General features: G+C 67.7%; 16 protein-coding genes. 12 read left to right on the top strand and 4 right to left on the bottom strand.

All coding sequences use genetic code 11. The features are described from left to right. Window positions 1-427: 427 nt before the first annotated feature. Window positions 428-901, bottom strand: coding sequence for a hypothetical protein (locus AC3WTE_RS28005; RefSeq protein ID WP_492442760.1), 474 nt, complete (start codon window positions 899-901; stop codon window positions 428-430). Further along, a complete protein-coding gene (locus AC3WTE_RS28000; protein WP_492442759.1) occupies window positions 898-1,704 on the bottom strand; it encodes a ParA family protein in 807 nt (268 codons plus the stop codon). The genes AC3WTE_RS28005 and AC3WTE_RS28000 overlap by 4 nt, the downstream gene beginning before the upstream one ends. A 484-nt stretch (window positions 1,705-2,188) precedes the next feature. Between AC3WTE_RS28000 and AC3WTE_RS27995 the strand changes: the two genes are divergently transcribed. Continuing rightward, window positions 2,189-3,031 (top strand): DUF2637 domain-containing protein, encoded by an 843-nt coding sequence (locus tag AC3WTE_RS27995; RefSeq protein WP_492442758.1) that lies wholly within the window; start codon window positions 2,189-2,191, stop codon window positions 3,029-3,031. A 115-nt stretch (window positions 3,032-3,146) separates the two neighbouring features. On the opposite strand, the gene AC3WTE_RS27990 is transcribed toward AC3WTE_RS27995, so the two are convergent. Beyond that, the gene (locus tag AC3WTE_RS27990) at window positions 3,147-5,072 is read right to left on the bottom strand and encodes a hypothetical protein (protein ID WP_492442757.1); all 1,926 of its coding nucleotides are present in this window, start codon (window positions 5,070-5,072) and stop codon (window positions 3,147-3,149) included. A gap of 369 nt (window positions 5,073-5,441) precedes the next feature. Next, a complete protein-coding gene (locus tag AC3WTE_RS27985) occupies window positions 5,442-5,894 on the bottom strand; it encodes a hypothetical protein (protein ID WP_492442756.1) in 453 nt (150 codons plus the stop codon). Window positions 5,895-6,080: 186 nt separating this feature from the next. Between AC3WTE_RS27985 and AC3WTE_RS27980 the strand changes: the two genes are divergently transcribed. From AC3WTE_RS27980 to eccB, 11 genes are all read left to right on the top strand, one after another. Further along, the gene (locus AC3WTE_RS27980) at window positions 6,081-6,227 is read left to right on the top strand and encodes a hypothetical protein (protein WP_492442755.1); all 147 of its coding nucleotides are present in this window, start codon (window positions 6,081-6,083) and stop codon (window positions 6,225-6,227) included. Between the two features lie 35 nt (window positions 6,228-6,262). Then, a complete protein-coding gene (locus AC3WTE_RS27975) occupies window positions 6,263-8,011 on the top strand; it encodes a DUF4226 domain-containing protein (RefSeq protein ID WP_492442754.1) in 1,749 nt (582 codons plus the stop codon). Window positions 8,012-8,044: 33 nt separating this feature from the next. Beyond that, window positions 8,045-8,359 carry a type VII secretion target gene (locus AC3WTE_RS27970; protein WP_492442753.1) on the top strand — a complete coding sequence of 105 codons (315 nt, stop codon included), beginning with the start codon at window positions 8,045-8,047 and terminating at the stop codon, window positions 8,357-8,359. A 13-nt stretch (window positions 8,360-8,372) separates the two neighbouring features. After that, window positions 8,373-8,666, top strand: coding sequence for a DUF2694 domain-containing protein (locus AC3WTE_RS27965; protein ID WP_308161690.1), 294 nt, complete (start codon window positions 8,373-8,375; stop codon window positions 8,664-8,666). Window positions 8,667-8,674: 8 nt separating this feature from the next. Then, window positions 8,675-10,459, top strand: coding sequence for a hypothetical protein (locus AC3WTE_RS27960; RefSeq protein WP_492442752.1), 1,785 nt, complete (start codon window positions 8,675-8,677; stop codon window positions 10,457-10,459). Then, window positions 10,456-10,860 (top strand): YbaB/EbfC family nucleoid-associated protein, encoded by a 405-nt coding sequence (locus AC3WTE_RS27955; RefSeq protein WP_492442751.1) that lies wholly within the window; start codon window positions 10,456-10,458, stop codon window positions 10,858-10,860. Before AC3WTE_RS27960 ends, AC3WTE_RS27955 begins: the two co-directional genes overlap by 4 nt. A gap of 82 nt (window positions 10,861-10,942) precedes the next feature. Next, window positions 10,943-11,623 carry a hypothetical protein gene (locus AC3WTE_RS27950; RefSeq protein ID WP_492442750.1) on the top strand — a complete coding sequence of 227 codons (681 nt, stop codon included), beginning with the start codon at window positions 10,943-10,945 and terminating at the stop codon, window positions 11,621-11,623. Between the two features lie 12 nt (window positions 11,624-11,635). Continuing rightward, complete coding sequence (locus tag AC3WTE_RS27945; RefSeq protein ID WP_492442749.1) at window positions 11,636-11,983, top strand: hypothetical protein; 348 nt, start codon at window positions 11,636-11,638, stop codon at window positions 11,981-11,983. Window positions 11,984-12,102: 119 nt separating this feature from the next. Further along, the gene (locus tag AC3WTE_RS27940; protein WP_492442748.1) at window positions 12,103-12,594 is read left to right on the top strand and encodes a hypothetical protein; all 492 of its coding nucleotides are present in this window, start codon (window positions 12,103-12,105) and stop codon (window positions 12,592-12,594) included. Window positions 12,595-13,862: 1,268 nt separating this feature from the next. Further along, entirely contained in the window at window positions 13,863-15,014 is a 1,152-nt protein-coding gene (locus AC3WTE_RS27935) for an EspK C-terminal domain-containing protein (RefSeq protein ID WP_492442747.1), read from the top strand. A 138-nt stretch (window positions 15,015-15,152) separates the two neighbouring features. Continuing rightward, on the top strand, window positions 15,153-16,631 hold the full coding sequence (gene eccB, locus AC3WTE_RS27930) for a type VII secretion protein EccB (protein WP_492442772.1): 1,479 nt from the start codon (window positions 15,153-15,155) through the stop codon (window positions 16,629-16,631). Window positions 16,632-16,635 lie beyond the last annotated feature (4 nt).

The following is a 16,635-nucleotide window of genomic DNA, read 5'->3' as shown; positions in this document are numbered from 1 at the left end:
ACGTCGCCGTGGCGTCAACCAGGCCCTGCAAGGACATGACCGGCAGTATCACCCACCACCAACACCACCGACCACCACCAGAGCCGAAATCGTCCTACTGCTCGTCGGTGGGCACGGCGCGGCCGTCGAAGGCGATGAAACTGCACTCCGGGGTGGGCGCGGGGTCATAGACGGTGCGCCAGCACGTCCGACACGTATACGAGCGGTGGGAGCCGACCCCGAGGCCGGCGCATGTCGCACACTGCTGCGTTCCTACGAGCACCCGGCGCGGTCCGCGCAACGGATGGCCCGCCGGACACAGCTCCGACGGGCCGGGCTCCGCGTAACCCTTTCGCGTCCGGATTAGGCGCCACGCCACTGTTCGATCATACGTTCGATAGCCACTATCAGTACCCATAGGGGCGCTAATGGCGGCGGCGGGGCTTCCCTACTCGTCGTTCACGACGGGCTCAGGAAAGGGTTTGCCCTGGTTGTGGTCATTTTCCAGCCGCTCACACAGTTCGGTGATGGCCCTGCGAATGAACTTCTGCTGCTGCCCGATGCCGGTGTAGGGGTGGCTCCAGGTGATGGTGTTGACCATCCGCGCCTTCAAGTCTTCGGGCAGCGAGAGCAGGATGTCTTTGGAGCCGACGAGGCGCTTGCTCGGCGCCTCTCCCACGGCCGCCTTCCTGGTGTCCTTGCCGCTGGGGGCCGTGGCGGGCCGCGGGCGCGGCACATCTGCAGCCGGGCGCTCTGAGGTGACCGAGGCCGGGGCCCGCGGTACTGACGGAGCGGGCGGCGGCTCCGGGTTCGGCGTGGTGCTCTCGCCGCGGGCGGCCGACAGCGCGGCACCCTGACCGATGGAGCTGCGACGCTTGCTGCGCGAAGACTGAAAGTCGGGCGTGGGGATGGCGTTGCTCATGCGGGTGTCCTTGCGCTGTGTTCGATGCCGTCCACGATGTCCCCGAAGTTGGCGGCCAAGTTGCGAATACGGGCGTTGGGCCTGGGGTGCTCGTCGAGTCCCATACCCACGACGCTGAGGCGGGCTAGGTCGGCCATCAGGGGGATGGGGTCACCGAGAATGGGCACCTCGTCGTCATAGGCCAACTCGCGGATCTTCTCGATCCATTCCTGGTGATCGCGGCGGCTGACGTTCAGCCTGTTGATCACCCAGCCCGCGACCGGCAGTGATTTCTGCAGGTATTCCTCGAGTTCGCCGATCGCGCGCATGGTCTGGTCGGCGCCGCGAATCGCTGGCAGTTCGGGCTCCAGGATGAGAACCACGTTGTCGGCCGCCATCAGGGCGTTTCTTGTGATCAAGTCCGTGGCGGGTCGGGTGTCGATGAACACGTGATCCCACCTGTGCTGGTCGGGTTGCAGGGCCCTGCTCAGCGAGTTCTCGGCGCCGGGCTTACCAAACAGGGCGTCCTGGACCGCTTGCAGTTCGTCGAAGCCCGAGGGCAGCAGGTCGATCCCCTGGCGGCGACTGGCGATGACTGCCGTGTCGACGGGTGCCGCGGTCTGGCGGTCGAGAACATCGGCCAGTGTCACCGCAGGGGGCGCATCGGCCGTGTAGGTGGTCAGCTGTGAGGTCATATTGCCCTGAGGGTCGGTGTCGACGACCAGGACGCGGTGGCCGGCAGCGGCCGCCGCGTGCGCGCACCCAAGTGTGACCAGCGTCTTGCCGACGCCGCCTTTCAGGTTGGCGAAGACAGTTATAGGCATAGCCACCCTTCCCTACCGTTACCTGCACGAACACTGTATCTGGTGAGATGAGCCAAGCTTGGCTGCGCTAAGTGAATGTCCGATAACGAAACGGTACATACCGGGATATTCCATTAGCGTCCCATACGTACGTTGATATAGCCGTATGTCCCGTACCCGTAGCTTAGCTAGTATCTGCTTTGATTCAGACATATTAGAGAATATTATTGGTTATTGCAACCCCTAGCACCCATACTAACCCTAGCTCCCATATGGGCAGATATGTTGCGATGTTGGCTCTGCTGGTGGACTGGCCGCCCTGCGGTGGGGGACTCTTCGGGCGAGCACGCGATCGGGCACAACGGACGGACACTTCGGCGCACCCCGCTCATCTGCAGGAGGGCGAATGCGCAGACCTCGACGGCCCGCCTCGGGGTGCAGCTGAACCCTGTACGCCGACAACCTTGATTCCTTGGACGGGAGACGTAACAACACCATGACTGCCGTGATTGAACAGCCGGTTGCTCTGGAGCAGGCGCGCACCGACGACGCGCGCCTTGCACAGGCCGCCAAGCTCAACGACGTTCGTCCCGCCGAGCCCGAGGATGCGCCGGCCGGCGACCGGATGCAGCAGCACGCCGCTCGGCTCTCGCTGGTCCGTCTGACCAGGACAACTGCGGTGGCCATCACCATCCTCGTCGGGTCGGCCAGCTTCGTCCTGTCGTTTTCGTCACTGTGCGATCTGGCCGCGCGGACCGTCTGGCCCGACCACCTGGCATGGCTGTGGCCGGTCATCGTCGATGGCGCGATCGTGTTGGCCACGATGGCCCTGGTGGCCTTCTCCGCCTACCCGGAACAACGGAGCGCTCGGCGCTACTTCTGGGCGCTCTTGACCATTGGGGCCGCGGTCAGTGTCAGCGGCAATGCCGTGCACGCGATGCTTCCGAATCCGGAGTTGCCCACGCAGCCGCTCGGGTCGTGGTTCGCCGCGGCCATCGCCTGCATCCCACCTTTGGCACTGGTCGGCGCGACGCACGCCCTGTCGATCCTCTGGCGGTTCACGCCGTACGAAAAGCCCGATGAGCGAACACAACTCAAGGATCGTGCGCTCGCTCTAGCCGCCGAGCGACTCGACCGGTGGGACGCGGTCGCCGCGGCAATCCATGAGCGGGGTTTGATGACCAACTACGAGACCGCAACCATCGTCGATGTGCTCCGTCTCCTGCACGACCAGCAGCCTCCGCTGCCCTTGCGCCAGATCGGCGAGCAGCTCGGAATCCGCCACGATGCGGTCGCCCGAATTCGAGACGCCGCTAAGGCGGTGCTCGACCAACCGGTCACGGCCTAAACGAGAATGCCTGATGGCCCAGCGAGGTTCGCCTCGCTGGGCCATCAGGCATCGCATTACCGGAGGCATGCTGGCCGTGCTGCGGTGGAGCGCCCGCAGTCCTCTCTTCACGTCGTCACAGCGCCGATGTCGGCACGATTCGGGCGCCGACGAGATCGGCGAGCAGTTCGATGGCTGTGTACTCGTCGTATTCGTCATCGGCCGTGGGCGGGCCGTGGGCCATTACCGCGGCCAGGTAGCCGTCGTCATCGACGATGACGGGGCCTTCAGCGGCATTTTCCGGGGTTTCGGCGGCCGCCACAGGTAATCCACGCAGAGAATCCTGGAGCGCCAGCCAGGCGTGCCACTGGGCCCGTTCCCGCCGGTAGCGGGCGATCCGGTCGACCAGCACCTCGTCGACGCGGTGCGCGGCGGCGATGTCGTCCAACGTCGTTGGCCCCGAGATCACCGTCCTCCCTTGTCGCGCGATGAGTCCCACCGTCGCCAAGGCCGCAATCGACAGCTGACCGGCACGTGGGCTGATGCGTGCGGCCGCGTACACGTCGGCCGGCCGAGTAAGTCCGCAGGTGGTGATGAGTTCGTACACCAGGCGGTGGTGTCGGCCGACGATGCTCCAGGCCGGGTGCACATCGGCGACGCGTACCCGGTCCAGCGGCGTCGGCTCGATGTTGTCGGGATTCTCGATGGTCAGGGCGTAGAAATCCGCATCTCGGCCGACGCGTCGGCGGACCAACAGGACGGGGGAGCCGACCATCTCGCGCGTTCTCCTGAGCACGTCGAACGTGGTGGTGGCGGGCAACAGTCCAGCCGACAGCGACAGTCCGCGGCCACCGACTCCCACGATGGGTGTCCCGGACCTCAGTTCACCGGCGACTACCGATTTGATGGCAAGTGCTTGGAACACATCACGCACGGTCCAACGCAGGGTACTGCCGGCGAACTCGCGGTCTGCCCAAGCCAATGCGTAGGCCAGCCACCGCCCGTGGGGGCCAGTGCTTGCTCGCCCCGGCTGTGAGTAGTTAGTCCTGTGTGCGGCGGGATTCGCTTTCTCGGCCAGAGTTGACGCGTAGTCCAGGGCGCGGCGGACATCGCGGCTGAGCTGGGCGTCGGCGCGGACTCCGTGCTTGGTGCGGTAGGACTCCGCCAGGCCGCACCAGGGCCGGCCAGGGGCGGTTTGGGCGATGATGTCGGTGAGGCTGTATCCGCGCAGTACCGCGTTGAGGACGACGGACATGCGCGCCTCAGAGGGGCTGTCCCAGCGGCGTGGCGAAGCTGGGTCACCGGCGCGCCCGAGGGCGGTGTCGCCGCGGGCGGCGAAGTCGGCGACGTCGGCGGGCAGCGGCTTGGTCCAGCGGGCGTGCTCGGCTACCCGTTCGTCCCCGGCGAGGTCAGTCCGTGCGCCTGCCGCTGGGGAAGGGGTTGATGACGATGTCGGCGGGGCGGGCAGGGTGCCCAGCAGGGCATAGAGCTGGGGCAACAGGGTAGGTTCGCTGCGCTCGGTGAGAGCGGCGACGGCGCTGGCGAGTGAGCCATCGAGGAGCCTGTAGCCCCCACCGGCGCACGGTGTGCCCGGCACGCTGATGCAGCCCTCCTTGGGGTTCTGCATGGGTTTGGGGTCCAGACTGGGCAGCCGGGCCTTCAGCTGGCGCAGGAGCGGCTGCAGCTCGTCGAAACTGGCGGTCGTGCCGATAGCCAGGGGGACCAGGATGTGGCGGCCGCCGTTGGTGGACCGATCGGTTACGACACGGGCGCCGCACGAGGTCAACCAGCCCAGGGCACGACTGAAGTCGGCGTCGACCTGGCCGTGGCCGTGAGTTTTGCTGTCGAAGTCCAGGGCGACCAGCGTGGTTCGCCGGTGGGTGTACAGGTACACCGCGGCCATCAGGGCGGGCGGCTTGTCGCTGATGCGCCGGGTCTTGCGGTACTCCTTGGTCTCCGGGTCGAAGACCTTCATCCGGTCGCGTCCCGGCTGAGACAGTTTGCGCGCTAACGACTTCCACACCGATGCGGGGTCAGCCGGAGCTACGAGTGTCGCGGTCACCGGACCGCCACGGCGGGGCCACTGGGCGGCGTTGGGTAGCCGCGACCGATGTCGACCGCTGTCCGGCGACGAGCGCCGCCACAGTCCGCGCTTCGTAGGCACGGCGATTTGTCCGCAGTGTGCGGAGACAATTGGAGAAACACGGTGCACATATCTGGACCAGTGCCAATGCATGCGCTACCGTGAGAGCTGTCCGCCAAGACAGTCCCTTCGGGGAAAGTGGCGCTTTCGCCGCGACCAGCCCTCCGGTTCCCGCCGGGGGGCACAGTCGTTTTTACGGCTGGTCAGCGCCTATGAAGATGTGTTCCGCTGTATTGCGCCGGGGGAGTCCGTCCTTGCAGGAACCGAGCTTCGCCGGGCACTAAATGGTCACATCGCCAGTGGCAAGCCCTCCTCCTTCGCGCTGACGCGCGCCTGGCTGACGCCAAGCGCCTCTGCGATCGCGTCGGCGATGTGGACTCCGCGCGGCAACCCGGACTTCTTTCTGCCCTTCTCGAGTTCGCGGGCCACATCGGGGTGCACGCGCACCGTGCAGTGGCGCGTCTTGGCCCCCAATGGCTTTGCGGCGTCAATAGGCTCGCCGTCGCGGGTGGTGAATTCGATCGCCAACTGCCGGTGCCGGATCAAATCTGGCCGCCCGACGTGCCAGGCCAGCAGGTCGGCCAGGAAAGGGGAGCGGTCCAGGCCGCCGCGCTCCTCGTCGACGAGCGCTTCCAGACTGGGCCACAGCGCCGCGGTCACCATTTCGCGCGGCCCAAGGTGGGGGCGGCCCTTGACGGTGCAAGGACGGGTGAGGTGATCTTGCGGCGCAGGTGCAGTCATGGACTCGCTCCTTTTCCGAAAAGTGCCCGACTGGCGTGAATCATGTCGCACGGGCTTTCTGAAAAGCCACCGACACGCCGAACATTGGAGATCGAATTGTGATCTTGAGGTGTCGGCCCCGAGATTGACGACGAATGTGGCCGTGGTGGTGGACCCTTGAGCGCCTGCGCTCCTATCGTCCGACGCATGAACACATTGGTGGCGCATCTGCTGGCCGCAATGCTCGCCGACGCAACGGATCAGCTGTCGGGCACCCCGCCCGATGCGCGCGTCTCCGTCGCCGACCGCACCACGTCGTGCTGCGGCGAGTCGCAAGCCGCGGTGGGTGTCTGATGACCCTCCACGACATCGCCTCAGAGGTGATCTAGGTGGCGTCCTACGACGATCTGCGCGCCGCCCTGGAGCACATCAAACAGGTCACCGGCGATCCCAACGCGTGGCAGAAGGGTCTGTCGGAGCAGCAGATTCGCGACGTCAACGGCTGGCTGAACAGCCAGGGCGCGCCCGTGACGACCACCCCGATTACCGGCGGTACCGACTACGGCGGCTGGAAGGACCCTCAGACCGGGGTGTACTACGAGAACCGGCCCGACAACACCGGGGGCTCCCCGCAGGTGCCCGATGCCGACCTCGATCGCATCCGGCAGGCGCACCCCGATTTGTTCGACCCGTCGACCAGAGCGCCCCTCACGCCGGCACCGGGCGCCCCACCGCCGACGCAGCCGCACGCCCCGGCTCCGGGGACGCCCGGTCAGCCACCGGCGGGGACCGCGCCAGGGACGCCAGCAGGCCAGCCCCCGGCCGACGACGGCGGGCTCTCCGGGAGGGCCGCCGACGCCGCCAAACGCGTCGATGAAGCGTTGGCCAAGAACAAGACTGCGCTGTCGGAAGCCGACGAGGAACTCGTCGACGCGGTGCTCGGCGCGAAGACCGGATCGGACGAGGGCAAGGCGCAGCTGCAGGCGCTGCAGTCGTCACTGGTGGACCAGATCCACAAGTTGGGCCCGACGTTGGACACGCCAGCCGGACAGCAACAACTCAACGACTACCTGCAGAGCAAGACCCAGGAGATCCTGGGCATCGTCAAGTCATCAGGGATGGACGCCAACTCCAAGGCCGAGGTCCTCGATGCGCTCAGCCAGCGCTACGACGCGGTGAAGGACTCCGCCGGCACCGGCACCGGCTCCACCGACCCCGCCCCCGGCGCGGGCGCAGGTGACCAAACCGGAAGCGGCACAGGCGGTTCGGCGGGCGCACCGCCACCGGCCGATGTGGGCGCGGGCGGCGGCGGCGATCCGCTGGCTAGTGATCCCCTGCTCAACGGGCTGGCCTCCGATCCGCTGATGGGTGGTCTGGGCGGGCTGGCCGGCCCCGCGATGGGGGCATTGTCGGGGCTGCCCGGCGCGATGGGATCGATGATGCCCGGAATGGGCGGACTCGGTGGGGGAGGAGGCCTTGGCGACTTGGGCGGCGCGATCACCGGCGCCATCAAGGAAGCCGCGTCCGCCCGCCCTGATCCTGCCGCCGACGCACTCAAGGACGACCCGCTGGGCACCAAACCCGAGAACGCCGAGCACAGCGGCGACGAGAAGGACGACAAGACAGCCGCGACCGACGAGGGCAGCAAGGACGAGGGCAAGAAGGACGTCCCCGCAACCGACCCCGCGGCGGCCAAACCGGCTGAGGGTGCTCAGCCCCAGCCGATAGCGGCCGAGACCGGGCAGGTTCCTCCCGCGCCGCCGGCGCCCGACGTGTCGGTGAAGCTGCCTGACGGATCGGCCGTGACAGCCGACAACCCGCAGCTTGCTCACGCCGGACGGCTGGTCCTTGGAGGTGCCAGCCTCGACGACGCGGCGGGGCAGTCCCAGATCACGGTGTTGCCACCGGGGGCTCCGGTCAATGAGCCCGTCTCACCCAGCCAGCTCAAGATGATGGACTACGCGCAGTTCACCGATCATCGCGTGATGGCTCTGGGTAACGGCAAGGTGTGGCTGAATGGGCAGGTCACCCCTGTTGAGGAGATGCCGACCGGCCCGAATTTCCTGGGCTGGGCTCGGCCGCAGGTCCAGACCGCGCCCGCAGCTACGCCGGCAACCGTGCTGGCGGGGGCTCATTAGGTGTCCGCACACACAAGCGAACGGGGTTAAATTATGAGTGTGGTTTTCCAGGCCGATCCCGCTGAGCTGCGCCGTCTTGCAGAGGTGCATGCCCAGGCGATCGACCAGATCAAGGCCGCCCGCGCAGACAATGAGCGGATGACGTCCGAGGCGCAAACCCTCGGTCCGCTGTATCACCAGGTCAAGGCGTCGGTCGACGACGTTGCGGCCAAGCGTGATGCGGCCCTGGCCAGCGAGCAGGCCCGCCACGAGCAGATGCGTGACGCGCTGCTTCAATCGGCTACTGAGTTCGAGCAGCGCGAAGCCGAGAACCGAGCACGCGTGACGATCAGTCCGTCTGATACCTGAGGGGCTGGTGTTGGTGTCCGCGCAACAGACAACGGTGGAGGTCTTCGAGGCGACCAGCCACGATGAGTCCATCATCGTCTCGGTCGACCGGCAGGGCGCCTCGATCGGTGTGCAGCTGGAGCCCGAGGCGATGGACCTCGCCGACGAGGAGTTGGCGGCGCGGATCATTCGACTCAACACCTTGGCCTACCTGCGTTCCCAGCTGGCGCTCCGGCTGGAGATGGAAGGCAATCGCGTGGAGAACGTCGGCTCATTCCTGCCCACCGAAGACCAGGTGGCCGCCTTCGCGATGACCATCGATTTTTAGGGGGAGACATGCCGAGCACCGGGGGCGGCCCGCGCATTGACGTGTCCTACGGCGGGATGGCCTCTCTCGCCGCCACGATGAGCTCGGCCGCCAGCAGTTTGGCGGCGCTGGCGGCGACGCCGCCCGTACACGCCCCGTTAGCGCCAGACGAGGTGTCGACCAGCGCTGCAGCCCGGCTCTCCGAGCACGGGCTAGTGCTGTCCAGCCGGGCGAGCGACGGCGCGGCGGTCCTCGCCGCAGCCGCTCAAGCTGTCGCCGCGGTGAGCATCCACAGCGGCGAGACCGACGCCGCTAACGCCGCGTCCATGGCAGTGGGTGCCGGGCCGGCGGCGGCGGTAGGAGGACCTGCGACTCCTGCGGCGGTCACCACCAACGCCGTGGCAGCGGACACGCCCATCGCGCCGATGGCTCCGCGGCCTGGCGAAGCGACAGCCGGGCTCATCGAATCGGGCAGTAGCAGTACCGGCGCAACCTTTCAGACGGCCTGCCGCGCCTATCAAGGAGCATTCGAAGCGTGCGCCGCGGCCAGCCGAAACGCACAGGGCGCGGTCGCGGACGCGATCACCGGGCGGACTGGGCCGCAGCTCGCCGCCTCTCTGAACAGGTTCGCGTCGTGGGCCGACCAGATGGCGTCCCATTCGGAAACGGTCGCACAAGCCGCGCAGGATCACGGTGGACGCTTCGATCGGACACAGCAGGAAACGCCACGCACTCAGCAGTTCACCCAAACGCGAGAGTCGATGACCCGCGCGCAGATGCTGATGATGCAGACCGGCGGCCTGGTGGGCGCCGACCAGTTCGTGCGGTACGGCAACCACCTTCAACAACTCGACACCAAGGCGACCGCGACCGGTGCGTCCTACCACCTGGGTGAGCTACCGCAGGCCCCGCCGCCCCCGCCGCCGGTCACCGACATCGTGCAGGACGGCTCCGCTGCTCCCGGTGGCGGATCGGACCAGCCGGGGGAACGCAAGCCCGGTGACAGCGACGCCAAGGACGCCTCGGGCACGTCGGCTGATTCCACGACGGCGGGCGGAGCAGGCGCGGCTGGCGATCCGCTGGCCGATCCTGCAACGGACCCGCTGGCCGCCGGCCAGGGTGCGTCCCCGATGGGCGGCGACCCACTGCAGCAGATGCTGCCGATGGCCGCGATGGTCCCCTCGATGCTGGCCGGCGCCCTCGGTGGTGCCATGGGCGCGGTGACCAGCGTTCCCCAGCAGCTCTTGGGAGCCGCTCAACAGGTCATGCAGGGCGCTGCGTCGAGCCTGCAGGAGGAACCGGACCTTGGGCTCGACAACCCGCTCGACGACGCTGGGATGTCCGACTTCGGCGGCGGTCTGGGCAGCGGCGGCGGCGGCGGGGGTGGCGGCATGGAGCCAGCTGGACTCGACACGTCCCTACCTCCAGGCGCCGGTGCTCTTGGCGCGGCGTCGGCGCCTGCCGGCGGTGCACCGGCGCTGCCGGCGAGCAGCGGAGCGGTGAGCCCGGCAGGGGCTGCCGCACCGGCCGGGTCCGGAATGGGCGGTATGGGAATGATGCCGCCGATGGGCGGTATGGGCGCTGGCGGTGGCGGTGGCGGTGGCGGCGATCGCGCCAAGCCGCCCCCCGACAAGAAGGTCGTCCTTCCCTCCATCCCGAACGGCGAGCCGGTCAAAGGCGAGGTCGAACGGCGCCAAACCGTCAGCGCCGACAACGCTGCGGCAAGCAAAGCAGGGGCCGGTGACCAGGCTGCGCCGGGCCGTCCCCGACGCCGCGTCACGATGCCGCCCGACAGTGAAGGGGATGCGAAATGACCGCACCGCAGGAAGCGGCGGACCAACCGGTGGCCGTAGCGAACGGCCCACGGTCGACTCGTTACGCAGCCGAGGCCGCACTCGTCGCCCGCAATGTCGCGACCATCGAGCGCGTGCAGCAGACCCTGCGGGATCTCCGCAAGAAGTGGGCCGGCATCGACGTGCACATGGAAAGCGCTGATGGGGATGTCCAGCTGTCGGTCAATCACCATGGGCGGCTGATGTCGTTGTCGCTGGCTCCCGGCTGCACGACGCGCTACACGAACGAGGGACTCGAACAGGTGATCAGCACGACCCTGCAGGCCGCTGTCGCGGACGCCTACGCCGAGCGTGAGGTCATCGAGCAGCACGCCGAAGAGGCTGCCCTTGAAGCCGCCAAGCTGCTCGACGACCTTCAGTGATGCACCGCCCTCCGCACGCCGGTCATCGGGGATCGGGCTGCGCTGGTAGCCACATGTCGTCCATCGGCGTTACCGTTGATACATGAGTGAGGGAACGTCCCCGCAGGTCGGACCCGCTGCGGCGGGTCCGGGTTCGCCGTGGGCTCCTCCGCGCGGGCCAGAACAGTCCCCTATGGGCGGTTTCTCCGGCAGTACGCGCGCCGGTGTGCTCCCGCCTCAACCTCCCCAACCGTCGCCGTACGCGCCTCCTCCCGCGGCACCGCCGCGCAACCGCACGCCGAAGTCGGTGCTGGTCATTTCAGGCAGCGCCGTCGTGCTCGCGGTCGCGGCGGTCGTGATGGGCGTGCTGGCCTGGACTCGGCCAGATCCGGCTCCGATTACAACGACGGTGACCCCCTCCGCTCCCGTCTACAGCGCCGAGGAGGTCAGCGCCGCTCGCGACGAGGCGTGCGCTGCGTCGAAGTCGGTGGTCTCCGCGGTGTACGAGGCCTCAGTCCCCCTGGTGGCGGCGCTGCCCAACCGGGACAGCCCCGAGTACAAAGCTGCGCTGGCCAACGAGCAATCGGTAGTCCTCGTTGAGATGGAGTACTTGCGCCTACATACGCCGCCGGCGACCCCGCGCGAAATCGCCGACCCGATGGGCGACTACATCGACGCCACCCATGCCGTGCTGGCTGCCGACACCAGTGGTCAAGACCGCAACCTACCCGCACAACAGGGCCAGACCGCGATGGACAAAGTCCACGCGGCCTGCCAGAAGTAAAGGGGAGACTCCATGCCTGCCACCGCCACCAAGCCCTTCAACCTCAAGCCCGCAGAAGCTCACGCCGCGAACGTGGCCGCTCCTGCCATGGTGGCTGAATCCGCGGCACACGCACCCGCGACCGCTGCGTCGGCCATGGGTGCAGCAGCCGCGAGCGTCGCCCGGCCGATGTGGGCGCCGTTGTCGACGATCGCTGCCGATGATGAAGCAACGGCGCAGGCGCTTAACACAGGCGGCGCTCGGCGCATCGCCGGCATCTATCAGCGCAAGCAGGAATCCGTCACGACGATGGAGACGATCGAGAACGAGAACCGGCAGGCTCTCACCCTCCTGCCCGGTAGCGGGACCGTGACGATATGACGACATACGCCACGACACCACCCCAGCAGGCCCCCCCTCTAGGTGGTCCACCCTCCCCACCCCCTCGAAACGCGGACGGGCCACCAACTCGACGGACACCGCGGCCCCGGCCCGCCGGGATGATCGCTGCGGCAACGGCTTTCGTTGTCGCAGCGGGCGCGACCGCCGCCACGGCCGCCGCCCTGGCCAGCCCCATCGCACCGGCGCAACGCACCATCAACGTCGTCCCGCCCCCGCCGGCGGAATACAGCACCGCCCAGATTCAAGAAGCCAAAGAGTCGGCGTGCTCAGCGTGGGAGCAAGCAGCGTTAACGACTGCCGCCGCCAGCAAGGAGCGGGCGAACGCTCCGGCAGACCCGGCCGCGATCGACGCTCGGTTCGACGCCCGGAGCAACGAGAAGCGCGTCAGCATGTCGCAGATTGCCCACCTGCGGACTCAGATCAAGCCAGCAGCACCGCAGAGCGTCGTCGCTCCAATCCGAGACTGGATGGCTTCGGAGATCGACAGGCTGCACTTCGTTAACATGCGAGACTGGCCGGCGGCGAGTACGGCGCTTCAGCGCGGCAACGGCCTCGTGGATGTGATCGCGCCTGCGTGCGGGCTGCGCTGATGCCTGCGACGGGGGGGCCCGCGGGATCATATGGCCCGCTGATCGTTACACCGGATATGGTCCCGCCAGATCCGGCTCACTGGGACGCCCAAGAGAAAGCGTACAAAGCCGGGGCTTCCGCGTGGGACGGCATTCACCAACAGATCGTCACCGACAACGCCGCTTTTCGTGAAGCTGCCGATTCAACCGGTTTCGATGCAGCGCACCAAGCCGGCGCCACGTTGGCCGAAGAAGCCAAAACGATTAGCGAGTGGCACGACGCTGTTGCGAAGAAGTGCAACGGCATCGCTCAAGTGTTGCGCGAGACCGCATCTGGGCAGGATCAGCTTGTTCGTGACGCGGATGCCGCAATACAAGCAGCAAAACTGCCGGGTGAGCGTGAGGGGATCGTCACCGCGTACCACTTGCGGGCCCGCACTCAGACCGGCTGGGGAGTCGAGGCAGCTACCGCCCTTCACACTTCGTTCAAGGCAAGCGCTGAAAACACACGCGCTCTCGATCTTCTCACCCGATACGGTGACCTCCCCGCCAGCCCGGCCGTCCAACCAGTCGACAACGACACCTCCCCTGGCATCGCGCAAAATGACGATCCGCTCAAGCGCGTCGATGACACAGGCGAGAAGACGGTCGACAAGCCGGCAAAACCCCCTACGGACGCGTTGGGCGCCCCGTCGACCCAGCCGGGAATTGATCGAGGTGCAACATCGGCACCCGGAGATGCTGGGACGGCTGTGGCGCCCAGTCCGCTCACGCAGGCGACTCCTGGTGTGACGTCGCCACGCCCATCCGCCTCACCCCTTGGGGGTGGCGGCATGCCGTCGATGGGCGGATTGGGCGGTGGCGGCGGTGGTCTCGGCTCGGGCGGCGGCGGATTGCCAAAGATGCCGGGCGGACTCGGCAGCGGCGGATTGCCGGGGATGGGCTCATCCAACCCGCTCAGTAGCGGTTTGGGCCAGATGCCGGGAACCGGATTGCCAAGTGCCGGAGGGGTTCCGGCGTCGGGGGCTGGATCTCCGGCGGCGGCGTTCTCGCAGGGCTTGTCTACCGGCGCGGGCATTGGGGGCGGAATGCCGGCGGCGGCCCCGCCCGCGCCGCCCAGTCCGTCGCCGGCGTTGACCGGCGGCCACGCGGTTCCGACCACACCGATATCGGCCGCTGCAGGCGGGGGAGTCGCGCCGGCCGCGGCTCAGCCTGGGATGGTCGCCCCGGCGGCTCCTGCTGCTACTCCGACCGGGGCTGGCATGGGTGCCGGAAGTGGGGGTGCCCCAATGATGTTGCCGCCGGGGTCGATGGGCCCGCCGGCCGCTGCGCCGCCCGCGGCGACGGTCCCGGCGAGCACACTCGCCGCCGCCAGCAGTGCACAATCGGCGGCACCGGCGTCCTCGTCGAGCGCTGGGGCGGGGGCGACGCTGATCCCGGCGAGTGTGGTGGCAGCGGGCCAGACGGCCGCGGCACGTGAGCGGCGTGAGTCGGCCGACGCGGCAGCTGCGAAGGAACTCGCATGGAAGCTGCAGCACGCCGCTCAGGCGGTCGGTTACCCGATCGAGTGGGCCGTAGGGGTTTTCCGGTCACCGAGTGGTACGGAGACCGTGGCCACGTCCAACGATGGGGCCAGTTACATCCCCGCCGGTGTGTACGTGCCCCGCTCGGTCCGGATTCTCGCCACGGACCCGTTGGTGGACGACCATTTTCGGCAGCTGTGGTTCGGGTGGGCTGATCCGGCGCGGGTTCTCATTGAGTACGCGCAGCTACGCGCCGAAATGGGCTGGCGGCTGGTGGCGGCTGCGACCACGGGTCCGCTGACGGCTCTGCGTGACGCGGGGGTGGAGCATCCGCCGTCCTGCTCGCGGCAGACCAATCCCTTGCTGCAGCCCGGACAGCAGACCGCACCTGCCGGCATGGATGGGATGCACGAGCACCGCCTGGCGGTGCTGTGGCCTGACGTGTACCCGAGATTACTGCGAGTGATCGACACCGACCCGCTGCTCCAAGACCGGATCGTATCGGCCGCGAGCGCATTGTTGATGAACACCGCCACGACTCAGGCTATGGCGGTTGACGGCGGAATCCCCAATGCCGTGCGCCAAATCTGGCTGACGCGCGGCGGGGACAGAGAACCGAGCCCGCAGCAATGGGCTGAGTACGACGCCGCGGCCAAGGACTTCAATACCGTCACCTCGATCTTCCGGCCCGGATTCGTTGGCCATGCTGATCCGAGTGACACCATCGAGGAACTCGCTCGCTACCGTGCACACTGGATGGTCGCGCGCACCGCAGAGCTGATCGGGGGGTGGGCTACGCGCCCGCTGCCTCTTCCTGACATGTGCTACGCCGCGGCCGCTGCCGGTAACGTCCACGTCCGCGATGTGATCGTCGAGTCGCTCACCGGCGTCGAAGAGGATCTCGTCCACGCCGGGTAACGCTGGGCGCGCCGTGCCCGCCGCGTCTGGACGTCGCTTCGCTGTCGGTTCAGCAACCTACCGAAAACTGGTTCGCAAGCAATTTGGCTGCGGTGGTGGCTGACTCGTTGTTTTGCACGGTACGGTTTTGACGTGCCGATGAATCTGGCTTCCAAGACACAGGTAAGAGGTCACTACTTCTTGCGTCGGCGGCTGGGATTCGCCTTTCAGCGCCGGTCGGTGCGCATGCAGACCGACCGCATACGCACCCAGCGGTTGATGCTCGTGATCTCGGCGCTGATCAGCGTCTTGGTGATGGTGGGCGCCCTCGTCGTGGGGTGGCTCAGGCCTGCGGGCTTGGTCAACGACTCCAAGATCGTGGCCGACCGCAAACTCGGCACGGTCTTCGTATCGGTCGACGGCCGACTGCATCCGGCACTGAACTTGGTCTCGGCCTGGCTCATCGCCGGGCAACCTGCCGAGCCGACGTTCGTCAGCCCTGACGACCTCGCCAAGTGGCCCCGCGGTCCACTGGTCGGCATCGAAGGCGCCCCCACCGAACCGCCCCAGGTGCTCACGCCGGAGGTGTCACGGTGGGCCGCGTGCGACACGGCGTCCGACACAATGAGCGGGCGTCCCGTCATCACCGGCATCAACGGCGACCTGACGTTGGGGGACCGGGCCCGCGAGCTTGGCACCGATTCAGCTGTTCTCGGCACGTTCAACACGCAGGCCTACGTCATCACCAACGGCGTCCGCATGCCCATCGACCTGACTGACCGAGCGGTTGTCGAACCCCTCGGACTCGAGGAAGCGGGCGCACCGGCCGATCTGTCCCAGGCCATGGTCGACGCCCTGCCGGCAGGCCGCCCGCTGGTGGTCCCCGCGGTGCCGGCAGCCGGGCAGCCCAGTACCGTCAACCTCGGCACCGGGGCGCCCCTGGTGAACGGCTCGGTCGTGGTGTCTCAGGACGTCGCCTCGGGCAAGGACCAGTTCTACGTCGTACTCGCTGACGGCGTGCAACCCGTCTCATCGGTCGTGGCAGCCATGCTGCGCCAACGCGATTCATTCGGCGTGGCTCAACCGCCCCGCATCTCACCGGACGTGCTCGGTGATGTCCCGGTCCGAAGTGCACTGGACGTGACCGGTTACCCAGCGGACCCGCTGAAGGTCGTGAACTGGCGCGCCGACCCCGTGCTGTGCGTGGCCTGGGACCGCGGAGCTACCGATCGGCAGGCCCGTCAACGCCTTCTCGTTGGCCGCGCCCTGCCAGTGACGGCCGAGCAGGAGAGCCACCTGGTTCCACTCGTCGTCGGTAGTGAGGACCAGGGCAAGCAGGCCGATCAGGTCCTGTTAGCCGACAACGCCGCGACGTGGGTGTCGACGACGGGTGCGAGCGCTGATTCGTCACGCCGTGAAACCCTCTGGCTGATCAGTGAATCGGGCGCCCGGTACGGCGTGCCCTTCGACGATGACGCGCTGCAGGGGCTGGGACTCAAAAACGTTGCGCCGCGGCTGGCGCCCTGGCCGCTGCTACGCGTGTGGCCCGCGGGCCCGGAGCTGTCCAAGCAGGCGGCCATGACGATGCATGACACGCTGGCCGGCTCGGCGGCCCCGATCACAGAGCAAGGACGGTAGACCG

The organism is Mycobacterium sp. FW102-FHT13B02 (genome assembly GCF_058790275.1).
Note: the sequence above shows the minus strand (reverse complement) of the source record. Positions and strands in the feature narration are given on the sequence as shown.

Bases quoted from the DNA above. Each gene is read 5' to 3' on its own strand.
- AC3WTE_RS27980 (WP_492442755.1), top strand. From the start codon at position 6,081: ATGAACACATTGGTGGCGCATCTGCTGGCCGCAATGCTCGCCGACGCA.
- AC3WTE_RS27955 (WP_492442751.1), top strand. From the start codon at position 10,456: ATGACCGCACCGCAGGAAGCGGCGGACCAACCGGTGGCCGTAGCGAAC.
- AC3WTE_RS27935 (WP_492442747.1), top strand. From the start codon at position 13,863: ATGATGTTGCCGCCGGGGTCGATGGGCCCGCCGGCCGCTGCGCCGCCC.
- AC3WTE_RS27940 (WP_492442748.1), top strand. From the start codon at position 12,103: ATGATCGCTGCGGCAACGGCTTTCGTTGTCGCAGCGGGCGCGACCGCC.
- AC3WTE_RS27945 (WP_492442749.1), top strand. From the start codon at position 11,636: ATGCCTGCCACCGCCACCAAGCCCTTCAACCTCAAGCCCGCAGAAGCT.
- AC3WTE_RS27970 (WP_492442753.1), top strand. From the start codon at position 8,045: ATGAGTGTGGTTTTCCAGGCCGATCCCGCTGAGCTGCGCCGTCTTGCA.
- AC3WTE_RS27950 (WP_492442750.1), top strand. From the start codon at position 10,943: ATGAGTGAGGGAACGTCCCCGCAGGTCGGACCCGCTGCGGCGGGTCCG.
- eccB (WP_492442772.1), top strand. From the start codon at position 15,153: ATGAATCTGGCTTCCAAGACACAGGTAAGAGGTCACTACTTCTTGCGT.
- AC3WTE_RS28000 (WP_492442759.1), bottom strand. From the start codon at position 1,704: ATGCCTATAACTGTCTTCGCCAACCTGAAAGGCGGCGTCGGCAAGACG.
- AC3WTE_RS27985 (WP_492442756.1), bottom strand. From the start codon at position 5,894: ATGACTGCACCTGCGCCGCAAGATCACCTCACCCGTCCTTGCACCGTC.
- AC3WTE_RS28005 (WP_492442760.1), bottom strand. From the start codon at position 901: ATGAGCAACGCCATCCCCACGCCCGACTTTCAGTCTTCGCGCAGCAAG.
- AC3WTE_RS27960 (WP_492442752.1), top strand. From the start codon at position 8,675: ATGCCGAGCACCGGGGGCGGCCCGCGCATTGACGTGTCCTACGGCGGG.